Here is a 25,368-nt window from a genome sequence, read left to right as displayed (position 1 = left end):
CTTGCCGGACCTTTTGCTTTTAACGTTCCCAGTAAGACTCTTCCAGGCTGTCTTCCCGCTCGGGCAGGCCGCGCGTCAACCGCGGCGAATGCTGGTTCAACACCTGATAGCTGACGCGGTTGGCGTATTTGCACACCTGCGCCAGCGAGGAATAGGTCAGGTAGCTGCGCACGTGCTTGCTGGAATTCGGCACGTTGTTGCGGTGGAAGCCGTTGGCGGCGATATCGTGCAGCAGCGCCGACAGCGCGCCGTCGCCTGCGCCGTTGGTGTTCATGATTTTTTCCGGCCCGCCCATATAAGGGGCGATGTGCGAATAAACGCGGAACGGATTTTCGCAGCTTTCGCGGCGCATGGCGCGGCTGAACTCGTAGCGGTTGAATTCGGCGATATGCCCCGGCAACAGCGGATGCTGGGTTTCGCGCTTGTTGGCCTCTTCGGTGTAGCCCGCCATATACAGGCCGCTCGGCCCGGCGGTGCACAGCACCAGATCCACCCACTCCAGCGCCATATCCGAGGCGGTGAGCGGATCGCTCAGCCCGGTCAGCTCCAGCGCCTCATCTTCGTTCATCGCCAGAATCGACACGTGCTGTTTCAGGAAGTCGCGCCACCACTGCGGGTTGTCGGCAATCACGTATTTGGTGCCCAGCGTCAGCACCACCGGCACGTCGTGCTTTTTGGCGTATTCGATCGCCTGCATGGTGGCGGCCGGCATCGGCTCCCCTTCCTTGCAGCGCACCAGATAAGAGGTCAGCACCAGCGCCGATGCGCCGGCAATCACCTCTTCCGGCACGCTTTCCGGCCGCAGCTGGTTCATCTGCCCGGGGCTGATGGCGAAGGTGCGCTCGCCGCTTTCGTTAATCAGCGTAAAGCAGCGGCCGATCGCGCCATCCACCGCCTGCAGATAGTTGAGGTCGGTGCGGCTCGAGGTGTTGCACAGATAGCGGTAGGCGTAACTGCCGATTTTGACGTTGCTGCACATCACGCCGAGCAGCACCGAGCGGTCGTCCGCCAGCACCGAATAGTTGTGCAGGGTATTGCCGATGGTGCCGCCGGCAAACTGATGGGCGATCAGGTTGTTTTCACTCAGTTCCTGGTACAGCGCCTCGGCGACGGCGTCCTCAATCACCAGCGAATGCCCCAGGCTCAGGCCGTAGCGCTCGACAAAGGCGTCGTCCACCCTGGCCTCGATATCCACCAGCGTCTGGTCGATGCCGACGACATAAGAGGTGCTGACCTCGCTTTCGGGCTGCGTCTGCTGCAAAAGCGGATCGCGGGCGTTCACCGGAAAATAGTGTTTGGACTTGCGTTTACCAGGAAATTTCATGTGATTGGCGGTTGTGGCAGTTAACAGGCAGAGAATGTTAACACATTCCTGCCTGATGATGATGAATGCAATTATGTAGATTATTAGTGATTAAAAACGCTGCGCCACCAGCTGCTGCATCATATCAATATGCGCCGGCTCGTCGTTCAGCGCGGAAATGTACTCAAACTTCTCGCCGCCGGCCTCGAGGAAGATCTCGCGGTTCTGCTCCTTGATCTCCTCCAGCGTTTCCAGGCAATCCGCCGAAAAACCGGGGCAAATGAGCTGAATATGCTTCACGCCCTGCGCCGGCAGGCTTTTCAGCGTTTCGTCGGTATAAGGCGTCAGCCAGGGTTCGCGGCCGAAGCGCGACTGATAGGTCATCATTACCCGGTCCGGCGACAGCGGCAGCGCGGCGCTCAGCGCCCGCAGCGTATCTTCGCAGCGCTGCGAATAATCGTCGCCCAGCCGCACATAACGCTTGGGAATGCCGTGGAACGACAGCACCAGCCGGTCCGGCTGGCCGTGCTCGGCAAACGAACGCTCGACGCTCTGCTGCAGCGCGGCGATATAGGCCGGGTGTTCGGCGTAGTCGCGGATAAACGCGGTCGACGGCAAGCGGCGATACCCCTTGAGGACGCGCGCCACGCCATCCCATACCGCGGCGCTGGTCGAGCACGAGTATTGCGGGTACAGCGGCAGCACCACCAGGTTGGTCACGCCCTGCGCCAACAGCTTGTCGATGGCCTCCGCCAGGCTTGGCGAACCGTAGCTCATGCCCAGCTCCACCGGGGTGTTCGGCATGCGCGCCGCCAGCGCCCGCTGCTGACGACGGCTGTATACCAGCAGCGGCGAGCCTTCCTCCATCCACACCGACTGATAGAGTTTGGCGACGCGCGGCGAACGGATCGGCAGGATCGCGCCGTTGAGGATGGGCCACCACAGCAGCGGTGAGGTATCGACTACGCGGTCGTCACTGAGGAATTCTTTCAGATAGCGTCTTACCGCGGATGAGGTCGGAGCATCTGGCGTGCCCAGGTTCACCAGCAATACGCCGTGTTTCTCTTGCTTCATCTCAGTTCCTCTCGTTTCCTTTCCGGCCGGTATCCCGTTCTGGGTCAGGATGCCGACAGCCACTAATGCGGTCTATTGTAACGGAAAAGCTCTTCGTCGGAACCGATATCAGCAACAGGCGCCGCCCATGACGGCGCCATTCGGCCTCAGCCCTGCGCCAGCCGCCATACCGCCGCTACGTTGCGCGCCGTGACCTCCAGATTGCGCGCCGCGCCCGCCAGCGCTTCCTCCAGCGTGACGATGCGATCGAGCACCGAAAATGCCGCGTCGATGCCGTGCAGGTGCACCACCTGATAATCCGGCGCCAGGCTGCCGGCGATGCCGATCACCGGCAGGCCGTGGCGCTTGGCCACCCGCGCCACGCCGATCGGCGTTTTGCCGTGGATCGACTGGCTGTCCAGCCGACCTTCGCCGGTGATCACCAGGTCGGCGCCGCGCACCGCCTCTTCCAGCCGCAGGGTTTCAATCACGATCTCGATGCCAGGCCGCAGCCGGGCGTCGAGCATGCCGAGCAACGCCGCGCCCATTCCCCCGGCCGCCCCGGCGCCCGGTTGGCGGACGATCTCGCGGCCGATAACCTGCTCCATCAGTTCGCCGTAGTGGCGCAGCGCCGCATCGAGCTGCGCCACCATCTGCGGCGTGGCGCCCTTCTGCGGCCCGAATACCGCCGAAGCGCCCTGCTCGCCGCACAGCGGATTGTCGACGTCGCAGGCGGCGGTGATGCTCAGCTGCCGCAGGCGCGGGTCCAGCCCGGCCAGATCGATATGCGCCAATTGCGCCAGCGCCGCGCCGCCCGGCGGCAGCGGCTGACGCTGCGCATCCAGCAGCCGGGCGCCGAGCGCCTGCATCATGCCGGCGCCACCGTCGTTGGTGGCGCTGCCGCCGATGCCGAGAACGATCGCCTTCACCCCGTGCGCCAGCGCCGCCAGCATCAGTTCACCGGTGCCGTAGCTGGTGGTGATGCGCGGGTCACGCTGGCCGCTCGGCGCCAAATGCAGGCCGGAAGCGGCGGCCATTTCAATCACCGCGGTTTCGCCGTCGCCCAGCAGGCCGTAAAACGCCCGCACCGGCCGCCCCAGCGGCCCGGTCACTTCGAGTTCGATAATTTCGCCGCCGGTGGCCGCCACCATCGATTCCACCGTGCCCTCGCCGCCGTCCGCCATCGGCAGCTTGACATACTGCACCTGCGGGAAGATTTGGCTGAAGCCGCGCTCAATCGCATCGGCCACCTCCAGCGCGCTCAGGCTCTCCTTGAAAGAATCCGGTGCTATGACCACTTTCTTCAGCGTTTTCATTACTATTCCTTATCCCGCCAGATTAAATACGCCAAACATCAGCGCCGAGACCGCCGCGATGGTAAAACCCACCAGCGTTTCGTACGGCAACAGTTTCAACCGCGCGTGCACCGCCATATTGACGCTGCCGCCGGTCGCATGGAAGAAGCTGCCGTGCGGCAGGTGGTCCAGCACGGTGGCGCCGGCGTGGATCATCGCCGCGCCGGCCAGCCCGCTGACGCCCAGCTCCAGCAGCGTGCCGCTGAATACGCCGGAGGCCACCGCGGTGCCGGCGGTGGTCGAGGCGGTGGCCATCGACATCAGCGCGCCGGACAGCGGCGCCAGCAGCCAGGCCGGCAGGCCGGTGTGCGTCAGGCCGGTGATCAGCGCGTCCTTCAGCGCCGAATTGGCGATGATGCCCGCCAGCGTGCCGGTGCCGAGCAGCATGATCGCCACCGGCGCCATGCGGCTGAGGCCGGAGACCATAAACTGGTTGCACTGACGGATGCGCCCCATCAGCAGCGCCCCCGCCAGGCCGCCGACCGGCAGCGCGATCAGCGGATCGACCGCGATGCCGGCAATCGGCCGCAGTGACAGCAGCAAAATCGCCACCAGCGGTGCGCCGATCGCCGCGGCAAACCGCGGCCGCGCGCCTTCGGCGTGCTGCGTCAGCTCTTCCTCCATCACCCGGTCGCCCTTGTCGCTCAGGCGCCGGGCCAGCAGATAAGCCACCGCCAGCCCGCACAGCCCCGGCACGATACCGGCGAGCATCACCGAGGTGAGCGGCACGTGAAAGTTGTCGGCCGCCGCGATGGTATTGGGGTTCGGCGACATCACGTTGCCGGCTTTGCCGCCGCCGATCATCGCCAGCAGGATCGCCGCGCGCGAGATCCCGGCCTTCTGCGCGATGGACAGCGCGATCGGCGCCACGGTAATCACCGCCACGTCGATAAACACGCCCACCGCCGTCAGGATCAGTGTAGCTATCGCCAGCGCCAGCAGCGCCCGGGTTTCACCGACTTTGCGCACGATGGTTTCGGCGATGGTGTGCGCCGCGCCGGATTCGATCAGCACCCCGGCCAACACGCCGGCCGCCAGAATGCGCATCACGGCGTTGGTGATGCCCTGCGCGCCGCCGATCATCAGCGTAACGGTCTGCACCAGATCGGCGCCGCCGCACAGCCCGCCCGCCAGCGCCCCGGCAATCATGCCGTAGGCCGGCGGAACCTTGCGCAAGATCAGGACGATGGCGACGGCTAACGCCACCAGCGCCCCCAGAGTGGATACGGTTGTCATTGTTGTTTTCCCCGTGGTTGATGTGCCGGCAACCTTATCCCGGCCGCCGGCCATAAGCCTGAGAGGAAACGACAAAAAACCGCCGGCAAAACGGCGGCGAAATTGTGGGTTGGCACAACTCAGTCGTGCATCAGCATGCCGATATACAGCCGCAACGAGTCGGTTAACTGATTGATTTTTAGTCCGGTAATCGCTTCGATCCGCTGCAGCCGGTAGCGCAGGGTATTGACGTGGATATGCAGCTGCGCGGCAGTCTGCGTGTGATCACAATTTTGCGAAAAATAGTGCCGCAGGGTGGCGCGCAGCACCCCTTTTTCATCCTGCGCGCCCAAGATCTGCCAGGGGCGACCCAGCTCCTGCGCACGCCAGTCTTCACCCAGATCGCACAACAGCGCCGGCAGCGGGTAGTCATGATAAAACAGCGTGGCGTGACGCAGCTTCAGCCGCTGCGCCAGCGCCTGGGTGGCGCGCGCCGTCAGGTTTGAACGACAGGCCCCCTGCTCGCCGGCAAAAAAACCGCCGACGATCAGGCGTACCCGGAAACGTTGCTTCAACCGGCTCTGCAGCGCCTGAGCCTGCTGCCGCTCCAGCTTCGGGCTCCACGCCCCCTGCGCCATGCAGGCCGGGCGCAGCAGGATCATCTCGTCGAATCCGGTGATGGCGATCAGCGCCTCGCGCTGGGCCGTCTCCAGCTCGGTCAGCAGTTCGCGCAACCGCTGCGGCTGCGACTCCTGCAGCTCGACAATCCAGACGATGCGCGGCTGCTGGAGCTCCAGCCCCAGGTAGGCCGCCATCGCCTCCAGCGACGCCGTGTTCGCCTGCGGCTGCAGCAGCTGGTTCGCCAACTCTTCCCGGTAGCGTTTTTCCCATTGGTTCTGATCCAGCAACGCCGCCTGCTCCACCATCAGTTCCGCCGCCATCTTCACCAGTTCAGCATAGGCGCGCACCTCGGTCGGCTCGCCGGATATGCCGATCACCCCCACCCGCTGGTTGCGAAAACTGAACGGCAGATTGATGCCGGGGCGCACGCCTTTCAGGTGCTCGGCGGTGACGTTGTCGATCTCCACCACCCGGTTTTCCGTCAGCGCCAGCACCGCCCCTTCATGGCGCTGAAACAGGCGCGACGGGTTGCCGGAGGCGATGATCACGCCGTTGCTGTCCATCACGTTGACGGAGTGGCTGATGATGCCCATCGCCCGCTGCACGATCTGGCGCGCGGTGGCCTCCGCCAGAAAATTGGTCTGTCCGAACATACCCTGCTCCCTGCTGCTGATGAAAATGCAGGCAGTTATACGCCATTTGCCGCGGGATATTAAAGGGCGCGGCCGCAACAAGCTGCGGCGATCACAATTCGGTGGAAGAATGGCAAAAAAAAACGCCAGACCTGAGGTCTGGCGCTATGCAAGCAACGACATCGATCAGCCGAGGATGGTCGCCAGCTCGGCGCTCACTTCGCTCACCTTGCGGGTGCCGTCGATTTTACGATAAGCGGTGTTGCCCGCTTCAGCTTCTTTGCTGTAGTAGGAAATCAGCGGCGCGGTCATCTGATGGTATTCCACCAGGCGCTTGCGCACGGTTTCTTCCTGGTCGTCCTTACGGGTGGTCAGCTCTTCGCCGGTCACGTCGTCTTTGCCTTCCACCTGCGGCGGATTGAATTTCACGTGGTACACGCGACCGGATGGCGCATGCACGCGACGGCCGACGATGCGATCGACGATCAGTTCGTCCGGCACGTCGAACTCCAGCACGTAATCCACCTTGATGCCGGCTTCTTTCATCGCGTCGGCCTGTGGAATGGTGCGTGGGAAACCGTCCAGCAGGAAGCCGTTGCGGCAATCTTCCTGGGCGATGCGTTCTTTGACCAGCGCGATGACCAACTCATCGGTCACCAGCTTGCCGGCGTCCATGATTTCTTTCGCCTGCTTGCCCAGTTCACTGCCGGCCTTCACGGCTGCGCGCAACATATCACCGGTGGAGATCTGCGGAATGCCGTATTTCTCCATGATGAATTGAGCCTGAGTACCTTTACCAGCGCCCGGAGCGCCCAGCAGAATGATACGCATTGCGTAAATCCCCTTGCTATTATTCCCTTCATCTTTCAAACCGCAGCGCCGTTGGCTGGCCGCAATTTGAAATTTTTTGGGTATTAAGTTTTTATAAAATTGCGAAAACGCTCAACCATACCATTTCAGAGGGGGGCGGCTCAAGATACGCGAGGAAATCGATTGCGGATCCCGCGGGACAAAAATGCGGCTAAAAGAGGTGAAAATGCAGAAAAAAGCGAGAAATACGCCCCTAACCTGCAGATTAAGGGCGTATAAATTCGGAATTATGCGGACAGCAACTTATTCATTCGGCGGATGAACTGGTTCGGATCCTCCAGCGTGCCGCGTTCAGCCAGCAGCGCCTGATCCAATAACAGGTCGACCCATTCAGCGAATTGTTCGTTATCACCCACGTCGGATGCGCGTTTGACCAGCGCATGCTCCGGATTCAGCTCGAAAATGTATTTCACCTCCGGCGCCTGCTGGCCGGCAGCGGCGAACAGCTTCGCCATTTGGGTGCTCATCTCGTCGGCGTCGGTGACGACGATCGCCGGCGTATCGGTCAGGCGATGCGTTAAACGCACGTCCTTCACTCGCTCGCCCAGCAACGTCTTCACCCGGTCGATAAACGGCTCCAGCTGCTTCTCGGCGGCCTTCTGCTCTTCGGTTTCATCCGCCAGCTTGTCCAGCGCCTCATCGGCCTTGCTCACCGACTGGAACGGCTTGCCGTCGAACTCGGTCAGGTAGCTCATCATCCACTCGTCGATGCGATCGGACAACAGCAGCACTTCGATGCCTTTTTTGCGGAACAGCTCCAGGTGCGGGCTGCTCTTGGCGGCGGCGTAGCTGTCGGCGGTGATGTAGTAAATCTTTTCCTGCCCTTCAGCCATGCGGCCGACGTACTCCTCCAGCGACAGGGTTTGCGCCGAGCTGTCGCCGCGGGTGGAGGCGAAGCGCAACAGCCTGGCGATCGCTTCCTGATTGCCGTTGTCTTCCGCCGGGCCTTCTTTCAGCACCAGGCCGAACTGCTGCCAGAACTTCTGGTAGCCTTCGGCGTCGTCTTTCGCCAGCTTGTCGAGCATCTGCAGCACGCGCTTGGTCAGCGCGCCGCGCAGGTTCTGGGTCACGCGGCTGTCCTGCAGGATTTCACGCGAGACGTTCAGCGGCAGATCGTTGGAATCTATCAGGCCGCGCACGAAACGCAGGTAGTTCGGCATGAACTGCTCGGCGTCGTCCATGATGAACACGCGCTGCACGTACAGCTTCAGGCCGTGTTTGTGATCGCGGTTCCACATGTCCCACGGCGCCTGGGCCGGGATATACAGCAGGCTGGTGTACTCCTGCTTGCCTTCCACCCGGTTGTGGCTCCAGCTCAACGGATCGGTGAAGTCGTGGGCGACGTGCTTGTAGAACTCTTTGTACTCTTCGTCGGTCACGTCAGCCTTGCTGCGGGTCCACAGCGCCTGGGCCTTGTTGATTTTTTCCCAGGTGACGGTGCCGTCTTCTTCGTTTTTGCTCTCGATTTCCACCGGCAAGGCGATGTGATCGGAGTATTTGCCGATCACCGAGCGCAGGCGCCAGGCGTCGAGGTACTCATCTTCGCCTTCGCGCAGATGCAGGGTGATTTCGGTGCCGCGGGTTTCTTTGCCGATGTCGGCGATGCGGTAGTCGCCCTCGCCCTCGGACTCCCAGAACACGCCCTCATCGGCGGCGGCGCCCGCTGCGCGCGTGCGCACCGTCACTTTGTCCGCCACGATGAACGCGGAGTAGAAACCGACGCCGAACTGGCCGATCAGCTGGCTGTCTTTGGCCTGATCGGAGCCGATGGATTCGAGGAAGGCCTTGGTGCCTGATTTGGCGATGGTGCCGAGGTTCTCGATCACTTCCTCGCGGCGCATGCCGATGCCGTTATCGGCAATGGTCAGCGTGCGCTGCTCTTTATCGAACGACAGACGCACGCGCAGCTCGCCGTCGCCCTCATACAGATCCGGCGCGGACAGCGCGCGGAAACGCAGCTTGTCGGCGGCGTCCGAGGCGTTGGAGATCAGCTCGCGCAGGAAAATTTCTTTGTTGGAGTACAGCGAATGAATCATCAAATGAAGCAGTTGTTTTACTTCAGACTGGAACCCGCGGGTTTCTTGACCTTTCATACTCATTGATTACCTCAAAGACAATTGCTACCAAAAGCGGACAATGAGGATCAGGTGGGGGTCAGGGCATTGTTTTTCAAGCGGCTGGCGGGAAATTTTTGCGAAATGACTAACGGGGCCGCACGGCCCCGCCAGGGGAAAACATCAGAACTTGATGGCGTGACGCCCGGCCAGAGAGTGCGACAACGTGGTGCCGTCGACCATCTCCAGCTCGCCGCCCACCGGTACGCCGTGGGCGATGCGGCTGGCGAGCACCCCGTACTGGCCGCACATCTCGGCGATGTAGTTGGCCGTCGCATCCCCTTCCACCGTCGGATTGGTGGCGAGGATCACTTCGGTAATGCTTTCCTTTTCCAGCCGTTGCTCCAGCCGATCCAGGCCGATATCGCCTGGCCCGATGCCGTCCAGCGGCGACAGGTGGCCCATCAGCACAAAGTAGCGCCCGGCGAACTGGCCGGTCTGCTCGATGGCGTGAATATCGGCCGGCGTCTCCACCACGCAAATCTGGCCGTTTTGCTGACGGCGCGGATTGGCGCAGATGGTGCAGATGTCCTGCTCGGTAAAGGTACGGCAGTCGGCGCAGTGGCCGATTTCCGACATGGCGCGCGTCAGCGCCTGCGCCAGGCGCATGCCGCCGCTGCGATCGCGCTGCAGCAGCTGAAACGCCATGCGCTGCGCCGACTTCGGGCCGACGCCCGGCAGGCAGCGCAGCGCCTCCATCAATGACTCAAGGAGCGGGCTGGTTTGCATCAGAACGGCATCTTGAAGCCAGGCGGCAACTGCATGCCGCTGGAAACGGACGCCATTTTCTCTTTCTGGGTTTCGTCGATGCGGCGCGCGGCGTCGTTAAACGCGGCGGCGATCAGGTCTTCCAGCATATCCTTGTCGTCTTCCATCAGGCTGGGATCGATCTCCACGCGACGGCAGTTGTGCGCACCGTTGATGGTCACTTTCACCAGGCCCGCGCCAGATTCGCCAGTCACTTCCAATTTGGCGACTTCTTCCTGCATCTGCTGCATTTTTTCCTGCATTTGCTGGGCTTGCTTCATCAGGTTGCCCAGACCGCCTTTACCAAACATAGTCGTCTCTCGTCGCTAGGGCCGCGCACTTTGCGCAGCGTTTAAATGGGGCGAATACTCTCTTCATCCAGATCCGCGTCAAAGAAACGACGCAGCGTCTGGATGTTGGTATCCGCAACGATGGACTGGCGCGCCTGCGCCAGCTTTTCTTCATAAATGGCTTGCCGCCATTCCAGCGGAGTCCGCTCCGCCGGGTTATCGTCTTCCACCACGGTCAGTTCGACCGGGCCGCCGTACAGCTCGCCGAGCGCGTCGGCCAGCGTCTTCTGCGCCGACGGCGAATTCAGATGGCGCTGCGAAGGCCGCAGGTGGAGACAAATCTTGCCCGCTTCCGGCTGCTGCTTAAAGGCGTTCAACGCCAGCTGCTGCACCAGCTTCGGGATCTTCAGCTTATCGATTTCCGCCGCCCAGGGATCGCGCTCCAGCGACTCCACCACCAGCTTGGCCGACAGTTCCGGGGTCTTCTCGTGCTCCAGCGCGGTGCGCAGCGCCTTCGGCGTCGCCAGCGGCTCCGGCGCGGCCTCCGGTTCGCTCAGGGCGCGCCAGCGGTAGGCCTCCGGCTTGGCCGGTTTTTCCGGCACGATCTTTTCCGCCTGGCGCTGCTGGCTGCGCTCAGTCACGGAAGCTAATCGCTCCAGCGCTGAGTTTGCCGGCCGCGCTCTTCCTGGCGCCGCCGGCTCACTCTTTTTTGGCGTGGATGCTCCCTGCCGCAACAGCTGGGTTCGCGCTTTCAACAGCTGGGCGGTGGCATCCGGTAAATTCGTCGATTGATGATTTTGCGGCGCGGCGGCCTGCCCTAACGGCGGCGGCGCGTCCTGAAACTGCGGCTGTTGAGCCGGCTGCGCCAACGGCGCCGGCGCGGTCTGCACCAGCGCCACCGGCTCCGGGATCACCGCTTTCGGGTGAAACGCCAGGGCGCGCAGCAGGGTCATTTCCACCCCCATGCGGCGATCCGGCGCGTAAGCCAGCTCTTTGCGGCCAATCAGCAGCGTCTGGTAATAAAGCTGCACGTCCGCCGGCGGCAAGGTGCGCGCCAGCTCACGCAGCCGCTGTTCAACGGCGGCGTAGTGGTTGTCGAGCATCGAAGGCAGCAGTTGCACCATCGCAATGCGGTGCAGCAGCGCCAGCGTCTCCACCAACAGGTTTTCCCAGTCCACGCCGCGCGAGGCGGCCTGCGCGACCTGCGCCATCACCTTCTCGCCGTCGGCGCTGACCAGCGCTTCGAGGATCGCCAGCGGCTGTTCGTCATCGAGGGTGCCGAGCATCTGGCTGACGGTGGCGGCGGTGACCTGCCCCTGCCCCATGGCGATCGCCTGGTCGGTCAGGCTCAGCGCGTCGCGCATGCTGCCGTCGGCGGCGCGCGCCAGCAGCTGCAGCGCGCGGGCGTCGCTGGTTATCTGCTCAGCCTGCAGTACCGTTTCAAGCTGGTGGCGGATCTGATCGACGTCCAGCGCCTTGAGATGGAACTGCAGACAGCGGGACAAAATGGTGACCGGCAATTTTTGCGGATCGGTGGTGGCCAACAGGAATTTGACGTGCGCCGGCGGCTCTTCCAGCGTCTTCAACAGCGCGTTGAAGCTGTGACGCGAGAGCATGTGCACTTCATCGATCAGGTAGACCTTGAAGCGGCCGCGGGCCGGCGCGTACTGCACGTTGTCCAGCAGATCGCGGGTGTCTTCCACCTTGGTTCTGGACGCGGCGTCGATCTCGATCAGATCGACAAAACGCCCCTGCTCAATCTCGCGGCAGTTGTCGCATTGGCCGCACGGCGTGGCGGTGATGCCGGTTTCACAGTTCAGGCCTTTGGCCAGCAGGCGCGCAATGGTGGTTTTACCCACGCCGCGCGTGCCCGAGAACAGATAGGCGTGATGGATCCGCCCCAGCGAGAGGCCGTTAGCCAGTGCGGTCAGAACATGTTCCTGTCCGACGACATCTGCAAACGTTTGAGGGCGCCACTTACGGGCAAGAACCTGATAGCTCATTAATACCGGAGAAGTCGAGTAATCTGGAGGGTCATGCTAACACAGCCCCGCGGCGATCCGCGAGGCCGTTGTGGTAATGCGCTACGGCAGTATCAGTGACCGGCGAAGTCGACCAGGCAGTAGCATTCGATGCCCAGCCGGTTCAAACGCGCTTCACCGCCCAGATCAGGCAGGTTGATAATGAAAGCGGCGTCTTTCACTTCACCGCCCAGACGGCGGATCAGCTTGGTGGTGGCTTCGATGGTGCCGCCGGTGGCCAGCAGATCGTCGACCACCAGCACCTTGTCGCCGGCGACGATGGCGTCGGTGTGGATCTCCAGCCGATCGGTGCCGTATTCCAGCTCATAGCTTTCGCTGAGGGTGGCGCGCGGCAGTTTGCCCGGTTTGCGCACCGGCACAAAGCCGACGCCCAGCGCCAACGCGACGGGCGCGCCGAACAGGAAACCGCGCGCTTCGGTACCCACCACCTTGGTCACGCCCGCTTCGCGATAGCGCTCAACCAGCAGTTCGATGCTGGCGGCGTAAGCCAACGGATTTTCCAGCAGGCTGGTCACGTCGCGGAACAGGATGCCCGGCTTTGGGTAATCCGGGATGGTTTTGATACTGTCTTTAATAAACTGAAGCTGCTGCGCGGTAGCGGTCATAATTGTTGCCTGATAAAACTGCCTGAAAACTGGCGCGCAGGCCGCCCGAAGTCCCGCTTCACCCTCAGGCGAAGTCCGTCAAACTGGAATAAGGGAGGCAACCCGCACACGAAAACGCCCAAATCTATGCAAACTGGCTCAAGAATGCAACTCTCCCCTGCATCTTTTAAGGTACGATCAGCGCCGTTTTTGTTGCGACAGGTCAATAACCGGCAGGCGCAGCATAAAGAGCAGCAAAACGGCCATCATCAGCAACAGCAGCGCACGCACCCACCAGATTTTCACCAGCCACAGCGATACCGCAAAGGTCAGTACGATCGCCAGCACCGCCTTCCATTTCGCCCCCGGCGGCAGGGCACGATGCTGCTGCCAGTGGCGCAGATAAGAACCGAACCAGGAGCGGTACAGCAGCCAATGATGAAACCGCGGCGACGAGCGCGCGAAGCACCAGGCGGCCAGCAGCAAGAACGGCGTGGTCGGCAACAGCGGCAGCACCACGCCCAGCGTCGCCAGCACCACCGACAGCCACCCGAGGATTATCAATAGCCAACGCGTCATGCCCAACCTTTATCCCGCTATCCATTGCCGGCCACTTTACCACCGGCATCCCCCTCGTCACCAGCCGCCGCGGCGGAATATGCGCGCGACGCTTGTTTCACGGCGGGATCGCGGGCAAGCTTAGGCCTGTTAACGTCATGATGGAGCCTATGTGAGCACTCAGCGTCTATTACAGCTGTTGGAACAACAAATTGCGGCCTTGGCCGCCGAGGTGACGCCGCGCGGCGACGCCCCGATCCCGCAGGCGCGCTTCGACGCCGCGCTGTTCGCCAACCGCGGCACGCGGCTGCGCGATTATCTGACCGAGGTGCAAAAGAACTTCGCCCAGCTGCAAACCGCCGCCAACGGCAGCCGCACCAGCCAGGTGGCCTTTTTGGCCGAGAAGCTGGTGGCGCAGATCGCCGCGCTGCAGCGCGAACTGGCGACCCAGGCGCTGCGCCGTAAAAATCAGCCGAAAGAAGCGGTGGCGGTCGATCTGTACCATAAACTGGCCGAGCATCAAGATTATGAACGCCGGCTCATCTCCATGATTCAGGATCGGGAGAGCCTGTTGGGGCGCCAAACCACGCTGGCGGCGCAGCAAAAGCTGCAGCACGAACTGGCGGCGCTGGAGGGCCGGCTGATGCGTTGCCGCCAGGCGTTGGCGCGCATCGAGCGCAGCATCGAACGAAAAGAAAACGGTTTTTGAAGATTTATCACATTATTTTAATGAATATTCCCCACGCTACACCTTGTTCACTATACTCAGCGATGCACGCCTCTATTCATTCATCTCAATACTAATGCGGGTTTTATGTCTCTGGAAAACGCCTCACCGGAATTACAGCTGGCGGTAGATTTGATTTACCTGCTGGAATGCAACGAAATAGATCCGGCCACCGCGCTGGCGGCGCTGGATATCGTCAAACGGGACTATCAGGAAAAGCTGCAGCGCACCGGCGTCACCTCCCCTTACCTGCCAACCGGCCAATAAGCAGGGCCAGCGTCGGCCGCCCCTTGTCGCCCGCGCTTTTTATCCCGCCGACGGGCAACGAACAACCACGCGCTGCCGATGACCGGCCGCCGCAAAGCATCAGAAGGTCAGCACTTTCTCCGCCGCCAGCGTCCATTGCGCCAGCTCCACCAGCGTGCCGATGGTGACGCCGTCCGCCAGCGGCAGCCGGCTGACGCCGCGCGCGTCGGCGCAGGTTTTGCACAGTTTGACCGGCACCTGCTGCGCGGTGAGGATTTCGAGCATCTGCTGCAGATGGTAGCCTTCGTGCGGCTGTTGCCCGGCGAGGCCGGCCACCACCGCATCGGACATCAGGAACAGCCGCAGATCGAGCTCTGCCTGCTGCTCTTTCAGCGCGATGGCCAGGCGCAGGGCATTGAACAACGATTCCTGGCCGTAGGCGGCGCCGTTGGCGATCATGACGACTGATGACATGCTGTCTCTCCTTGATGATGAGGTGGCGGGTTAGCCGGCCGTCTGCTCTTCCGGCCGGAGCCGCAGCGTCGGACAAAACTGCAGCATTTCGAGGAAGCTGTCCACCAGCGCGCCGGCTTCAGCCCGCAGGTCAAAGCTTTCGGGCATAAACAGCCAGTTTTCCATCAGGCCGCTGATATAGGCGCGCAGGATCACCGCCGCGCGGCGGGTGTGAAGGTCGACGGGCAGTTGGCCGTGATGCACGCAATTATACAACACCGCCTCGATGCGCTCGTAGCCGGCAAGGTACAGCACTTTTCGCGAGTCCAGCAGCGGCATCATTTCGCCAACAAATTCACATTTGTGGAATATAATTTCCATCAAGGCTCTGCGGCGCGCGTCTTCAACCGTAGACGTCAGAATGTAAATCAGAATTTCTCTGATAACGCGCAGTGGATTATCCGGGTACTTTGCCTGATACTCTGTTTCGAGTTCGTCTATTTTCGGCTCTGTAGATTCCCAAACTTCATTAAACAGGTCTACCTTATTCTTGAAGTGCCAGTAAATTGCACCACGCGTAACCCCGGCAGCGGTGGCAATATCTGTCAGTGACGTTGCAGAAACGCCACGCTCAGAGAATTCTCTCACCGCAGCATCAAGAATATGCTGTCGAGTTTCTTGCGCCTGCTGTTTGGTTTTTCGTGCCATGACGTCGTCATTTAGGGGGAGTGTGATTTACATACATTCGCGAATGTATGTACCATAGCACGCACATATAATTAACGCAGCAATGGGTTTTAAAGCTTGTGATCCATTGATCATTTTGAAATCGGACACTTGAGGTTTTTCTATGAACAAAAACAGAGGGTTAACGCCTCTGGCGGCAGTTCTGATGCTTTCAGGCAGCTTAGTGCTAACAGGATGTAACGATAAAGAAACCCAACAGCAAGGCGCCCAACAACCGGCTCCCGAAGTGGGCGTAGTGACCTTGAAGGCAGAGCCCCTCAACATTACTACCGATCTTCCTGGCCGTACTGCTGCGTATCGTATCGCCGAAGTTCGCCCTCAGGTCAGCGGCATCATCCTGAAGCGCAACTTCGTTGAAGGTAGCGACATCAAAGCCGGCACTTCCCTGTATCAAATCGATCCTGCCACCTATCAGGCCACCTACGACAGCGCCAAAGGCGACCTGGCCAAGGCGCAGGCCAGCGCGTCGATCGCGCGTACCACGGTGAACCGCTACAAGCCGTTGCTGGGCACCAGCTACATCAGCAAACAGGATTACGATACCGCCGTGTCCAACCTGCAGCAGGCTGACGCCGCCGTAGTGGCCGCGAAAGCCGCGGTGGAAACCGCGCGCATCAACCTGGCCTACACCAAGGTGACCTCCCCGATCTCCGGCCGCATCGGCAAATCCGCCGTGACCGAAGGCGCGCTGGTCAGCAACGGCCAGACCACCGCGCTGTCGACCGTGCAGCAGCTGGATCCGATGTACGTCGACGTGACCCAATCGAGCAACGATTTCCTGCGCCTGAAGCAGGAACTGGCCAGCGGCTCCCTGAAACAGGAAAACGGCAAGGCCAAGGTGAAACTGCTGCTGGAGAACGGTGCGGAGTATGCGCAGGAAGGCACGCTGGAATTCTCTGACGTCACCGTCGACGAGACCACCGGCTCCATCACCATCCGCGCCTTGTTCCCTAACCCGAACGATACGCTGCTGCCGGGCATGTTCGTACGCGCCCGCCTGGACGAAGGCGTGCGCAGCGATGCGCTGCTGGTGCCGCAGCAGGGTGTGACGCGCAACCCGCGCGGCGAAGCGACCGCCATGGTGGTGGGTGCAGACGATAAGGTCGAACTGCGCACGCTGAAGGCGGATCAGGCGATTGGCGACAAATGGCTGGTAACCGACGGCCTGAAAGCCGGCGACCGCGTGATTGTCACCGGCCTGATGAAGGTTCGCCCGGGCGCCCAGGTAAAAGCGCAGGAAGTTGACACTCAGGCGCAAAAACAGCCGCAGGCTGAAGCGCAGAAGTCATAAAAAGGAGCCGGTAATACATGGCTAAGTTCTTTATAGATCGCCCGATTTTCGCCTGGGTAATCGCCATCATCGTCATGTTGGCGGGGGTGCTTGCAATAATGAAACTGCCGATCGCGCAGTATCCCACTATTGCACCACCGGCGGTGAGTATTTCCGCCACCTACCCGGGCGCAGATGCCACGACGGTGCAGGACACCGTGACGCAGATTATCGAACAGAACATGAACGGTATCGATAATCTGATGTACATGTCCTCCACCAGTGATTCCTCTGGTAGCGTCACCATTACCCTGACGTTTGACTCCGGCACCGATCCTGACATCGCGCAGGTGCAGGTCCAGAACAAACTGTCGTTGGCCACCCCGCTGTTGCCGCAGGAAGTGCAGCAACAGGGCCTGAAAGTAGAAAAATCCAGCAGCAGCTTCCTGATGGTGGCCGGCTTCGTTTCCGACGATCCGAGCATGACTCAGGATGACATTGCGGACTACGTGGCCTCCAACATCAAGGATCCCATCAGCCGTTCGTCCGGCGTGGGTGAAGTGCAGCTGTTCGGCGCCCAGTACGCCATGCGCATCTGGCTGGACCCGAACAAGCTGAATAACTTCCAGCTGACCACCACCGACGTGACCTCGGCCATCACCGAGCAGAACAACCAGATCGCCGCAGGGCAGCTGGGCGGCATGCCGCCGGTGCCGGGGCAGCAGCTTAACGCCTCGATCATCGCGCAGACCCGCCTGACCTCGCCGGAAGAGTTCGGCAAGATCCTGCTGAAGGTGAACGCCGACGGTTCTCAGGTTCGCCTGCGTGACGTGGCGCGCATTGAGCGCGGCGGTGAAAGCTATGCCGTAACCGCGCGTTACAACGGCAAACCGGCTGCCGGCCTGGGTATCAAACTGGCCACCGGCGCCAACGCCCTGAACACCGCCCAAGGTGTGAAAGACGCGCTGACCAAGATGCAACCTTTCTTCCCGCAGGGGATGAAAGTGGTTTATCCGTACGACACTACGCCGTTCGTTAAAATCTCCATCAACGAAGTAGTGAAAACGCTGATCGAAGCCATCATCCTGGTGTTCCTGGTGATGTATCTGTTCCTGCAGAACTTCCGCGCCACGCTGATCCCGACCATCGCGGTGCCGGTGGTGCTGCTGGGGACCTTTGCGATCCTGGCGGCGTTCGGCTTCTCGATAAACACCCTGACGATGTTCGGCATGGTGCTGGCGATAGGCCTGTTGGTGGACGACGCCATCGTGGTGGTGGAAAACGTCGAGCGCGTGATGTCCGAAGAGGGGCTGCCGCCGAAAGAAGCCACCCGCAAATCGATGGGCCAGATCCAGGGCGCGCTGGTGGGCATCGCCATGGTGCTGTCGGCGGTATTTATCCCGATGGCGTTCTTCGGCGGCTCCACCGGCGCCATCTACCGTCAGTTCTCGATCACCATCGTTTCCGCGATGGCGCTGTCGGTGCTGGTGGCGATGATCCTGACGCCGGCGCTGTGCGCCACCATGCTGAAACCTATCCCGAAAGGCGACCACGGGGTTAAAACCGGCTTCTTCGGCTGGTTCAACCGCATGTTCGAAAAGAGCACCCACCACTACACCGACAGCGTGGGCAGCATTCTGCGCAGCACCGGCCGTTATCTGGTGATCTACCTGCTGATCGTGGTTGGCATGGGGCTGCTGTTCCTGCGCCTGCCTTCCTCGTTCCTGCCGGACGAAGACCAGGGCATCCTGCTGACCATGGTGCAGCTGCCTGCCGGCGCCACCGAGGCCCGTACCTCCAAGGTGCTGGAAGAAGTCACCGACTACTTCCTGACCAAGGAAAAGGACAACGTGGTGTCGGTGTTTACCGTCGCGGGCTTCGGCTTCAACGGTAACGGCCAGAACAACGGTCTGTCGTTCGTCAGCCTGAAAGACTGGTCCGAACGTAGCGGTGAACAAAATAAAGTGCCGGCGATTGCCGGGCGTGCGATGGGCGCTTTCTCGCAGATCAAAGACGGCCTGGTGTTCCCGTTCAACCTGCCGGCGATTATCGAGCTCGGCACCGCGACCGGTTTCGACTTCCAGCTGATCGACCAGGGCGGCCTGGGGCACGAGAAACTGACCGAAGCGCGTAACCAGCTGTTGGGCATGGCCGCTCAGCATCCGGACGTGCTGGTGGGCATGCGTCCCAACGGCCTGGAAGATACGCCGCAGTTCAAACTGATCATCGATCAGGAAAAAGCCAAGGCGCTGGGCGTGAGCATCACCACCATCAACAGTACGCTGACCACCGCGCTGGGCGGTTCGTACGTCAACGACTTCATCGACCGCGGCCGCGTGAAGAAGGTGTACGTACAGTCCGACGCGCCGTTCCGTATGTTGCCGGAAGACATCAACAAGTGGTTTGTCCGCGGCACCAGCGGCCAGATGGTTCCTTTCTCCGCCTTCTCGTCGGCGAAATGGGAATACGGCTCGCCGCGTCTGGAACGCTATAACGGTCTGCCTTCGATGGAGATCCTGGGCCAGGCGGCACCGGGCAAGAGTACCGGTGAAGCGATGAGCCTGATGGAAGAGCTGTCGTCCAAACTGCCAAGCGGCATCGGCTACGACTGGACCGGCATGTCCTATCAGGAACGTTTGTCCGGCAACCAGGCCCCTGCCCTGTACGCCATCTCGATTCTGGTGGTGTTCCTGTGTCTGGCGGCGCTGTATGAAAGCTGGTCGATTCCGTTCTCGGTCATGCTGGTGCTGCCGCTGGGGGTAATCGGCGCGTTGCTGGCGGCCACCATGCGCGGCATGAACAACGACGTTTACTTCCAGGTGGGGCTGTTGACCACCATCGGCCTGTCGGCGAAGAACGCCATCCTGATCGTGGAATTCGCCAAGGATCTGATGGAGAAAGAAGGCAAAGGTCTGATCGAGGCGACGCTGGAAGCGGTGCGCATGCGTCTGCGCCCCATCCTGATGACCTCGCTGGCGTTCATCCTCGGGGTACTGCCGCTGGTTATCAGCAGCGGCGCGGGCTCCGGCGCGCAAAACGCGGTAGGTACCGGCGTAATGGGCGGGATGATTACCGCCACCGTGCTGGCTATCTTCTTCGTACCGGTGTTCTTCGTGGTGGTTCGCCGCCGCTTCAGCAAGAAGTCTGAAGACCTGGAACACAGCCATTCGGTTGACCATCACTGATAGTGCGATGGATCTCATCCGCTAATAAAAAGGCCGCTTATGCGGCCTTTTTCTTTGGTGTGACCCGTCCTAAATAGCGTTGACACATTTTACTCACACACTGAGGAAAATGTGATGAACCAGTATGTTAAACGCACGCAACGCGATTACTCTCTATCCTTTAAATTGGCCGTCGTCGAACAGGTCGAAAAAGGCGAGATGACTTACCGCCAGGCACAAGACCGCTACGGTATCCAGGGCAGTCATACCGTCATGAACTGGCTGCGTAAATATGGCCAACTCGACTGGCGCTCTTCCCCTTCTACCCGACTGTGCGGAGACAATATGCCTAAGTTACCCCTGACTCCCGAACAACGAATCAAAGAACTCGAACAGCAACTGGCTGAATCGGAAGTCAAAGCCCAGTTCTTTGAAGCGGTCGTGAAAGTGATGAATACCGAGTTCGGAGCCTCCCTGACAAAAAAGCAGTTGGCTGCCTTATCGCGCAAACACAAGCGCCACGGCTCACAGTAGCGCGTGCCTGCCGGTTGATGGGTATCAGCCGACAGGCGTGGTATCAGTCTTTGCAACGTGAACGTGGGAGAGAGGAGCAAGCCCATCATATCGTGGAGCAGGTGACCGCCATCCGCTTGCACCAGCCCCGACTGGGAACACGTAAGCTGCACCACTTGCTGCGACAACAGCCGCAAGCCCCCGCGCATGTGGGGCGAGACCGCCTGTTCCGGATACTGCGCTGCGCCCGTTTACTGGTGATGCCTAAACGGGCGTATCACAAGACAACGAACAGCCATCATCGTTTTTACCGTCATCCCAACTTGTTGAAAGCGGGAGAAAATCAGGTGATAGCCAGCCGCCCGGAACAGGTGTGGGTAGCGGATATTACTTATCTTCCCCTGCGAACAGGGACGGCGTACGTGAGTCTGGTAACGGATGCGTGGTCGAGAAAAATCGTGGGTTATCATGTCCATGACAGCCTGCATGCCCGGCACGTCGCTGGCGCGTTCAAAATGGCGCTGGCCGGCAGGCGCACAGCAGCTCCGCTGGTGCATCACTCAGACCGGGGTATCCAGTACTGCTCACAGGAATATCAGTCGTTACATCAACGACATGGCGTTATCTGTTCGATGACGGACGGGTATGACTGTTACCAGAATGCGCTGGCGGAACGAGTAAACGGGATACTGAAAATGGAATACCTGCTCAACAGACCGAAAGATATCGGACAGGCAAGGAAAATGGTCAGGCAGTCTGTGGAAATCTACAACACGCGGCGACCGCATCTGTCGCTACAATACAAAACGCCCGATGAAGTTCATCGGGCGTTATAAGGCTGAAAAGTGTCAACCTATATCAGGACTAGTCAGTCTTTCCCGCTTGATGCAAACCGCTCTCATTAATTCGCCCGCATATGCATTTTATTCTTGATCCCGCGACGGAGGCGGCGCATAATTATTGTTATAGTATAACATTGCATTGGAGTGCATCATGAAAGCAGGCATCCATCCTGACTACCGAACCGTGGTGTTTCACGATCTGAGCGCCGACGCCTATTTCAAGGTGGGATCGACCATCAAAACCGATCGCACCATCGAGCTGGACGGCGAAAGCTGGCCGTATGTCACCCTCGATATCTCTTCCGCTTCGCATCCGTATTACACCGGCAAGCAGAAAGAGTTCTCCAAAGAAGGCAGCACCGCGCGCTTCCAGCAGCGTTTTGGCCGCTTTCTCGGCGCCAAGAAGTCATAAGGGATCACTATGCAGGTTTTGAGTTCATTGCGTTCGGCGAAGAATCGCCATCCTGATTGCAAAGTCGTGCGCCGTAAAGGCCGCATCTATGTGATCTGTAAAAGCAACCCGCGCTTTAAGGCGGTACAGGGACGTAAGAAAAAGCGTTAACCCCGAGATGTCATCTGTCGCAAAGCCCCGTTGCTGCTCAACGGGGCTTTTTTTATGGAGAAAACGAAACCTCGTTCATCGCCCCGCCGCGGCGGCGGGGCATATCACTTATTTCATGCTGCCGAGCAGCGTATCGACATTGTGCCGGAACGCCTGCACATAGGTAGCCGCCGGGCCATCGGCTTTGGACAAGGCTTCCGGATACAGCTCCCCGCCGGCCTTGGCGCCGGTGGCCGCCGCAATCTGCTTCACCAGGCGCGGGTCGGTTTGGTTCTCGATAAAGTAGGCGTTAACCCGTTCCTGCTTGATCTGTTTGATCAGGCCCGCCACGTCGCTGGCGCTGGCTTCGGCCTCGGTAGAGAAACCGACCGGGGCAAGGAAGGTGACGCCATATTCTTGCCCAAAATAACCAAAAGCGTCATGACTGGTCAGCACCTTGCGCTTCTGCTGCGGCACTGCGGCAAACTGCGTTTTGGCCCACAGATCCAACTTTTGCAGCTGCTGGATATAGTCCGCGCCGCGCTGGCGGAAATAGTTGGCGTCTTGCGGATCGGCGGCGATCAACGCATTCATCACGTTGGTGGCGTACTGCACGCCGTTTTTCATGCTGTTCCAGGCGTGAGGATCGGTGACCTGCTTGCCCTCTTCCTCCATCTGCCGTGAGTCAATGCCCTGCGACGCGGTGACCACCGGCCCCCGGTAACCCGAGGCGCTGACCAGGCGATCGATCCAGCCTTCCAATCCCAGGCCGCTGACGAACACCACGTCGGCCTGGGACAGCAGCTTGCTGTCTTTCGGTGAGGGTTCAAAACCGTGCGGATCGCCGTCCGGCCCCACCAGCGTGCTGACGTTGACGTGCTCTCCCCCCACCTGCTTGACGATATCGCCGAGGATGGAAAAGCTGGCGACGGCGTCGACGGTCTTCGCCATCGCCAATGGGCTGGACAGCAGAGCAGCGACCGCCAGCGATATAGGTAAACGTTTCATATTTTCTCCTTGCAGATAGCACTTCTCAACGGCGCGCGAGCGAATAGATCCCGCCGCGCGTCCCAAACAGAATCGAAACAAAAAAGATCGCGCTGGCGCTGAGCACGATCGCCGGGCCGGCAGGCAGCGAGGCGTAATACGACCATTCCAGCCCAATCAGGCTGGCCAGCATGCCGATCCCCATCGCCACCGCCAGCATCTGCGGCAGGTTACGCGCCCAGAAGCGCGCGCCGGCGGCCGGCAGCATCATCAGCCCGACCGACATCAGAGTGCCGAGGATCTGAAACCCCGCCACCAGATTGATCACCACCAGCGCCAGAAACAGCCCGTGGATCAGCGCCAGCCGGCGCGGCGCGCTGACGCGCAAAAAGATGGCGTCGAACGATTCGATAACCAGCGCGCGATACAGCGCCGCCAGCGCCAGCAGCGAAAAGCTGGCTATCGCGCCGACCATCAGGATGGCCCGAGTGTCTACCGCCAGAATCGAGCCAAACAGCACGTGCAGCAGATCGACGCTGGAACCGCGCAGCGACACCAGCGTCACCCCCAGCGCCAGCGAACCGAGGTAGAAACCGGCGAAGCTGGCATCCTCCTTTAACGGCGTGCGGCGGCTGACCAGCCCCGACAGCATCGCCACCGCCAACCCGGCGATAAACCCGCCGACGCCCATCGCGACCAGCGACATGCCGGAAATCAGATAACCGATAGCCGCGCCGGGCAGCACTGCGTGGGACAGCGCATCGCCGACCAGGCTCATGCGCCGCAGCAGCAGGAAAACGCCCAGCGGCGCCGCGCTGAGCGACAGCGCCAGGCAGGCCACCAGCGCGCGGCGCATAAAGCCGAAAGAGGCGAAAGGATCGAGCAACAGATGCAACAGCGTCATGGCGCCACCGCCTTCACGCACTGCGACGGGGTGGCGACGTTCAGCGCCGGAATATGCTCCAGCACCCGATCGGCCTCCCCCCAGTGGCAGCATTGCGGGGTCAGCAGCAGCGCCTGCGGGAAGTGAGTGGCCACCATCGCCATGTCGTGCAGCACGGCGATCAGCGTGCGCCCCTGCCGATGCAGCTGCGCAATCACCTGCAGCAACAGCCTAGTGGTGGCGCCGTCGATGCCGGTAAAAGGTTCGTCCAGCAGGATCAGCGGCGCCTGTTGTACCAGCAGGCGTGCGAACAGCACCCGCTGCAGCTGACCGCCGGACAGCTCGCCGACCGGGCTGCGCGCCATCGCCGCCATGCCGACGCTTTCCAGCGCTTCGGCTATCCGCTGCGCCGCGCCTTTGCTCAAGCCGCCGAACATGCCGCTCTGCGGCCAGTTGCCCATCGCCACCAAATCGCTGACCAGGATAGGAAACTGGCGATCGAGCTCCGCCTGCTGCGGCAGATAGGCCATGCGCGGCGGCGCGTCGCCGCTGAAATGCAGGCTGCCGCCCTGCAGCGGCTGCAATCCGGCCAGCGTCTTCAGCAATGTCGATTTTCCGGCGCCGTTCACGCCGACCACCGCCGTCAGCGAACCGGCACTGAAATGGCCGCTGAGCGGCGGGAACAGAGGCGCGGCGCCATAGCCGATCTCGGCCTGCTGCAAAGCGATCATGGCAGCGATACCGCCCAGTGAATGCCCTGCCACAGCAGAAGCAGTAGCCCGGCGGCGATGCCGCAGCGCGCCGCCGCCGAGGCGGTGAACAGCGAATTCAGCGACGGCGCGCCGCCATCTCGTGGTGTAGGTGTCAATTTCATGGCCAATGCGGAAGGATTTAAGTGTTACAATATAACATCACAATCATGATATCGACTCAAGTCATTCCCCGGCAATAATGCAACCGAACGTAACAGCGGCGGGCTGCGCCCACCCGGGCGCACCCAGGGCACCTCGCCGTATATACCGAATGAAATCAGGGTTAATCTCGCGTATTGGAAATGTTGGCTTAGGGTAAAACAATGTCTGTAAAGTGAAAATTTCAGCGGCTCAGGGCAAAAAGGAGTAAGATAATCAGATAAATTTCTTTCAGGCCCGTCATTAATGCGCATAACCCTAGCCTGCGATCTGAAAATCAACGCACTTTCTGTTAAAGAATTAAAGAAAGTGATTAATGATAAAATATCCGAGTTAGTGCCGGCGCTAACCAGCGGGCTGAGTTTTTATTCCGAGAGCGCGCGCTACGCAGAAGATTCATTAGAAATACTTGATATAGAAAATGCAGGCAATGGCGATTATTCAATGAGTTATCGCTATAAGTGGACCCTTTTCAACGCCTGTCTGGATATCAACGCCGAGGAATTCATCAGCGACAGCGTCAGGTTCAGCTTGACGGAACGGGGAGTCGTCTTCGACATCATTGATAACTCACGCCCATCGACCGCAGATGAATTGTAAGTTTACGTAATAACAGCAGGTCAAATGCGAAAAAATGATTTATATTCATTATACGGTAAGTTTATTTAGTCACCGTTAAGCTGCCTCCGTCCATGATGTA

General features: G+C 60.5%; 25 protein-coding genes, 1 pseudogene and 1 other annotated feature. Of the genes and pseudogenes, 8 read left to right on the top strand and 18 right to left on the bottom strand.

Going from position 1 to position 25,368, the window contains the following annotated elements:
• Positions 1-19 precede the first annotated feature (19 nt).
• The 12 genes from CKW09_RS05835 to CKW09_RS05780 all read right to left on the bottom strand — a co-directional run bounded on the left by CKW09_RS05835 (position 20) and on the right by CKW09_RS05780 (position 13,405).
• The gene (locus CKW09_RS05835; protein ID WP_095096082.1) at positions 20-1,324 is read right to left on the bottom strand and encodes an inosine/guanosine kinase; all 1,305 of its coding nucleotides are present in this window, start codon (positions 1,322-1,324) and stop codon (positions 20-22) included.
• Between the two features lie 90 nt (positions 1,325-1,414).
• Complete coding sequence (hemH, locus tag CKW09_RS05830) at positions 1,415-2,377, bottom strand: ferrochelatase (RefSeq protein ID WP_095096079.1); 963 nt, start codon at positions 2,375-2,377, stop codon at positions 1,415-1,417.
• 146 nt (positions 2,378-2,523) lie between these two features.
• Complete coding sequence (locus CKW09_RS05825; protein WP_095096076.1) at positions 2,524-3,672, bottom strand: glycerate kinase; 1,149 nt, start codon at positions 3,670-3,672, stop codon at positions 2,524-2,526.
• Positions 3,673-3,681: 9 nt separating this feature from the next.
• Positions 3,682-4,947 (bottom strand): GntP family permease, encoded by a 1,266-nt coding sequence (locus tag CKW09_RS05820; RefSeq protein WP_061796374.1) that lies wholly within the window; start codon positions 4,945-4,947, stop codon positions 3,682-3,684.
• Positions 4,948-5,066: 119 nt separating this feature from the next.
• On the bottom strand, positions 5,067-6,200 hold the full coding sequence (locus CKW09_RS05815; protein ID WP_061796372.1) for a sugar diacid recognition domain-containing protein: 1,134 nt from the start codon (positions 6,198-6,200) through the stop codon (positions 5,067-5,069).
• 165 nt (positions 6,201-6,365) lie between these two features.
• Complete coding sequence (adk, locus tag CKW09_RS05810) at positions 6,366-7,010, bottom strand: adenylate kinase (protein ID WP_061796370.1); 645 nt, start codon at positions 7,008-7,010, stop codon at positions 6,366-6,368.
• 266 nt (positions 7,011-7,276) lie between these two features.
• On the bottom strand, positions 7,277-9,142 hold the full coding sequence (gene htpG, locus CKW09_RS05805; RefSeq protein WP_167387234.1) for a molecular chaperone HtpG: 1,866 nt from the start codon (positions 9,140-9,142) through the stop codon (positions 7,277-7,279).
• A 144-nt stretch (positions 9,143-9,286) separates the two neighbouring features.
• The gene (gene recR / locus CKW09_RS05800) at positions 9,287-9,892 is read right to left on the bottom strand and encodes a recombination mediator RecR (protein WP_061796368.1); all 606 of its coding nucleotides are present in this window, start codon (positions 9,890-9,892) and stop codon (positions 9,287-9,289) included.
• Positions 9,892-10,221: a YbaB/EbfC family nucleoid-associated protein gene (locus CKW09_RS05795; RefSeq protein ID WP_061796367.1), complete on the bottom strand. Its 330-nt coding sequence runs from the start codon at positions 10,219-10,221 to the stop codon at positions 9,892-9,894. Before CKW09_RS05795 ends, recR begins: the two co-directional genes overlap by 1 nt.
• 41 nt (positions 10,222-10,262) lie before the next feature.
• Positions 10,263-12,203 (bottom strand): DNA polymerase III subunit gamma/tau, encoded by a 1,941-nt coding sequence (gene dnaX, locus CKW09_RS05790; protein ID WP_061796365.1) that lies wholly within the window; start codon positions 12,201-12,203, stop codon positions 10,263-10,265.
• Positions 10,866-10,930 (bottom strand) — a sequence feature (DnaX frameshifting element). Its footprint overlaps the gene before it by 65 nt.
• Before the next feature lie 92 nt (positions 12,204-12,295).
• A complete protein-coding gene (apt, locus tag CKW09_RS05785) occupies positions 12,296-12,847 on the bottom strand; it encodes an adenine phosphoribosyltransferase (RefSeq protein WP_061796363.1) in 552 nt (183 codons plus the stop codon).
• Between the two features lie 177 nt (positions 12,848-13,024).
• Complete coding sequence (locus CKW09_RS05780) at positions 13,025-13,405, bottom strand: DUF454 family protein (RefSeq protein ID WP_061796362.1); 381 nt, start codon at positions 13,403-13,405, stop codon at positions 13,025-13,027.
• 151 nt (positions 13,406-13,556) lie between these two features.
• On the opposite strand from CKW09_RS05780, the gene priC reads away from it, so the two are divergent.
• Together priC and rsmS are read left to right on the top strand one after the other, a co-directional pair.
• Positions 13,557-14,093, top strand: a complete 537-nt coding sequence (gene priC, locus CKW09_RS05775; protein ID WP_061796360.1) for a primosomal replication protein PriC — start codon at positions 13,557-13,559, stop codon at positions 14,091-14,093.
• Between the two features lie 105 nt (positions 14,094-14,198).
• Positions 14,199-14,378, top strand: coding sequence for a pleiotropic regulatory protein RsmS (gene rsmS / locus CKW09_RS05770; RefSeq protein ID WP_061796359.1), 180 nt, complete (start codon positions 14,199-14,201; stop codon positions 14,376-14,378).
• Between the two features lie 99 nt (positions 14,379-14,477).
• On the opposite strand, the gene CKW09_RS05765 is transcribed toward rsmS, so the two are convergent.
• Both CKW09_RS05765 and acrR read right to left on the bottom strand, forming a co-directional pair.
• Positions 14,478-14,831: a DsrE/DsrF/TusD sulfur relay family protein gene (locus CKW09_RS05765; protein WP_061796356.1), complete on the bottom strand. Its 354-nt coding sequence runs from the start codon at positions 14,829-14,831 to the stop codon at positions 14,478-14,480.
• A gap of 30 nt (positions 14,832-14,861) precedes the next feature.
• On the bottom strand, positions 14,862-15,518 hold the full coding sequence (gene acrR / locus CKW09_RS05760; RefSeq protein ID WP_061796354.1) for a multidrug efflux transporter transcriptional repressor AcrR: 657 nt from the start codon (positions 15,516-15,518) through the stop codon (positions 14,862-14,864).
• 142 nt (positions 15,519-15,660) lie between these two features.
• On the opposite strand from acrR, the gene sdeX reads away from it, so the two are divergent.
• The 5 genes and pseudogenes from sdeX to ykgO all read left to right on the top strand — a co-directional run bounded on the left by sdeX (position 15,661) and on the right by ykgO (position 21,908).
• Positions 15,661-16,848, top strand: a complete 1,188-nt coding sequence (gene sdeX, locus CKW09_RS05755) for a multidrug efflux RND transporter periplasmic adaptor subunit SdeX (RefSeq protein ID WP_061796351.1) — start codon at positions 15,661-15,663, stop codon at positions 16,846-16,848.
• 17 nt (positions 16,849-16,865) lie between these two features.
• The gene (sdeY, locus tag CKW09_RS05750) at positions 16,866-20,012 is read left to right on the top strand and encodes a multidrug efflux RND transporter permease subunit SdeY (protein ID WP_095096069.1); all 3,147 of its coding nucleotides are present in this window, start codon (positions 16,866-16,868) and stop codon (positions 20,010-20,012) included.
• A 114-nt stretch (positions 20,013-20,126) separates the two neighbouring features.
• A pseudogene (locus CKW09_RS05745) lies at positions 20,127-21,372 on the top strand (IS3 family transposase).
• Between the two features lie 125 nt (positions 21,373-21,497).
• Positions 21,498-21,758 (top strand): type B 50S ribosomal protein L31, encoded by a 261-nt coding sequence (locus tag CKW09_RS05740; RefSeq protein ID WP_095096066.1) that lies wholly within the window; start codon positions 21,498-21,500, stop codon positions 21,756-21,758.
• Positions 21,759-21,767: 9 nt separating this feature from the next.
• Positions 21,768-21,908, top strand: a complete 141-nt coding sequence (gene ykgO, locus CKW09_RS05735) for a type B 50S ribosomal protein L36 (RefSeq protein ID WP_073970263.1) — start codon at positions 21,768-21,770, stop codon at positions 21,906-21,908.
• Between the two features lie 108 nt (positions 21,909-22,016).
• Here ykgO and CKW09_RS05730 read toward each other — a convergent pair whose 3' ends face one another.
• Genes CKW09_RS05730 through CKW09_RS24670 form a run of 4 tightly spaced genes read right to left on the bottom strand, consistent with a single transcriptional unit; the run spans position 22,017 to position 24,631 of the window.
• On the bottom strand, positions 22,017-22,895 hold the full coding sequence (locus CKW09_RS05730; protein WP_061796346.1) for a metal ABC transporter substrate-binding protein: 879 nt from the start codon (positions 22,893-22,895) through the stop codon (positions 22,017-22,019).
• Positions 22,896-22,920: 25 nt separating this feature from the next.
• Positions 22,921-23,778, bottom strand: a complete 858-nt coding sequence (locus CKW09_RS05725; RefSeq protein WP_061796344.1) for a metal ABC transporter permease — start codon at positions 23,776-23,778, stop codon at positions 22,921-22,923.
• Positions 23,775-24,488, bottom strand: coding sequence for a metal ABC transporter ATP-binding protein (locus tag CKW09_RS05720; protein WP_095096062.1), 714 nt, complete (start codon positions 24,486-24,488; stop codon positions 23,775-23,777). Before CKW09_RS05720 ends, CKW09_RS05725 begins: the two co-directional genes overlap by 4 nt.
• Positions 24,485-24,631: a hypothetical protein gene (locus CKW09_RS24670; protein ID WP_167387233.1), complete on the bottom strand. Its 147-nt coding sequence runs from the start codon at positions 24,629-24,631 to the stop codon at positions 24,485-24,487. Before CKW09_RS24670 ends, CKW09_RS05720 begins: the two co-directional genes overlap by 4 nt.
• A gap of 283 nt (positions 24,632-24,914) precedes the next feature.
• On the opposite strand from CKW09_RS24670, the gene CKW09_RS05715 reads away from it, so the two are divergent.
• Positions 24,915-25,268: a hypothetical protein gene (locus CKW09_RS05715; RefSeq protein ID WP_095096059.1), complete on the top strand. Its 354-nt coding sequence runs from the start codon at positions 24,915-24,917 to the stop codon at positions 25,266-25,268.
• Positions 25,269-25,368 lie beyond the last annotated feature (100 nt).

The sequence above is a fragment of the Serratia ficaria genome (genome assembly GCF_900187015.1).
Taxonomy (GTDB): Bacteria; Pseudomonadota; Gammaproteobacteria; order Enterobacterales; family Enterobacteriaceae; genus Serratia; species Serratia ficaria.
This window is presented reverse-complemented; position numbering and strand designations above follow the sequence as displayed.

Coding starts and splice junctions, on each gene's coding strand:
- CKW09_RS05835 (WP_095096082.1), bottom strand. CDS start 1,324: ATGAAATTTCCTGGTAAACGCAAGTCCAAACACTATTTTCCGGTGAAC.
- hemH (WP_095096079.1), bottom strand. CDS start 2,377: ATGAAGCAAGAGAAACACGGCGTATTGCTGGTGAACCTGGGCACGCCA.
- CKW09_RS05825 (WP_095096076.1), bottom strand. CDS start 3,672: ATGAAAACGCTGAAGAAAGTGGTCATAGCACCGGATTCTTTCAAGGAG.
- CKW09_RS05820 (WP_061796374.1), bottom strand. CDS start 4,947: ATGACAACCGTATCCACTCTGGGGGCGCTGGTGGCGTTAGCCGTCGCC.
- CKW09_RS05815 (WP_061796372.1), bottom strand. CDS start 6,200: ATGTTCGGACAGACCAATTTTCTGGCGGAGGCCACCGCGCGCCAGATC.
- adk (WP_061796370.1), bottom strand. CDS start 7,010: ATGCGTATCATTCTGCTGGGCGCTCCGGGCGCTGGTAAAGGTACTCAG.
- htpG (WP_167387234.1), bottom strand. CDS start 9,142: ATGAAAGGTCAAGAAACCCGCGGGTTCCAGTCTGAAGTAAAACAACTG.
- recR (WP_061796368.1), bottom strand. CDS start 9,892: ATGCAAACCAGCCCGCTCCTTGAGTCATTGATGGAGGCGCTGCGCTGC.
- CKW09_RS05795 (WP_061796367.1), bottom strand. CDS start 10,221: ATGTTTGGTAAAGGCGGTCTGGGCAACCTGATGAAGCAAGCCCAGCAA.
- dnaX (WP_061796365.1), bottom strand. CDS start 12,203: ATGAGCTATCAGGTTCTTGCCCGTAAGTGGCGCCCTCAAACGTTTGCA.
- apt (WP_061796363.1), bottom strand. CDS start 12,847: ATGACCGCTACCGCGCAGCAGCTTCAGTTTATTAAAGACAGTATCAAA.
- CKW09_RS05780 (WP_061796362.1), bottom strand. CDS start 13,405: ATGACGCGTTGGCTATTGATAATCCTCGGGTGGCTGTCGGTGGTGCTG.
- rsmS (WP_061796359.1), top strand. CDS start 14,199: ATGTCTCTGGAAAACGCCTCACCGGAATTACAGCTGGCGGTAGATTTG.
- CKW09_RS05765 (WP_061796356.1), bottom strand. CDS start 14,831: ATGTCATCAGTCGTCATGATCGCCAACGGCGCCGCCTACGGCCAGGAA.
- acrR (WP_061796354.1), bottom strand. CDS start 15,518: ATGGCACGAAAAACCAAACAGCAGGCGCAAGAAACTCGACAGCATATT.
- sdeX (WP_061796351.1), top strand. CDS start 15,661: ATGAACAAAAACAGAGGGTTAACGCCTCTGGCGGCAGTTCTGATGCTT.
- sdeY (WP_095096069.1), top strand. CDS start 16,866: ATGGCTAAGTTCTTTATAGATCGCCCGATTTTCGCCTGGGTAATCGCC.
- CKW09_RS05740 (WP_095096066.1), top strand. CDS start 21,498: ATGAAAGCAGGCATCCATCCTGACTACCGAACCGTGGTGTTTCACGAT.
- ykgO (WP_073970263.1), top strand. CDS start 21,768: ATGCAGGTTTTGAGTTCATTGCGTTCGGCGAAGAATCGCCATCCTGAT.
- CKW09_RS05730 (WP_061796346.1), bottom strand. CDS start 22,895: ATGAAACGTTTACCTATATCGCTGGCGGTCGCTGCTCTGCTGTCCAGC.
- CKW09_RS05725 (WP_061796344.1), bottom strand. CDS start 23,778: ATGACGCTGTTGCATCTGTTGCTCGATCCTTTCGCCTCTTTCGGCTTT.
- CKW09_RS05720 (WP_095096062.1), bottom strand. CDS start 24,488: ATGATCGCTTTGCAGCAGGCCGAGATCGGCTATGGCGCCGCGCCTCTG.
- CKW09_RS24670 (WP_167387233.1), bottom strand. CDS start 24,631: ATGAAATTGACACCTACACCACGAGATGGCGGCGCGCCGTCGCTGAAT.
- CKW09_RS05715 (WP_095096059.1), top strand. CDS start 24,915: ATGCGCATAACCCTAGCCTGCGATCTGAAAATCAACGCACTTTCTGTT.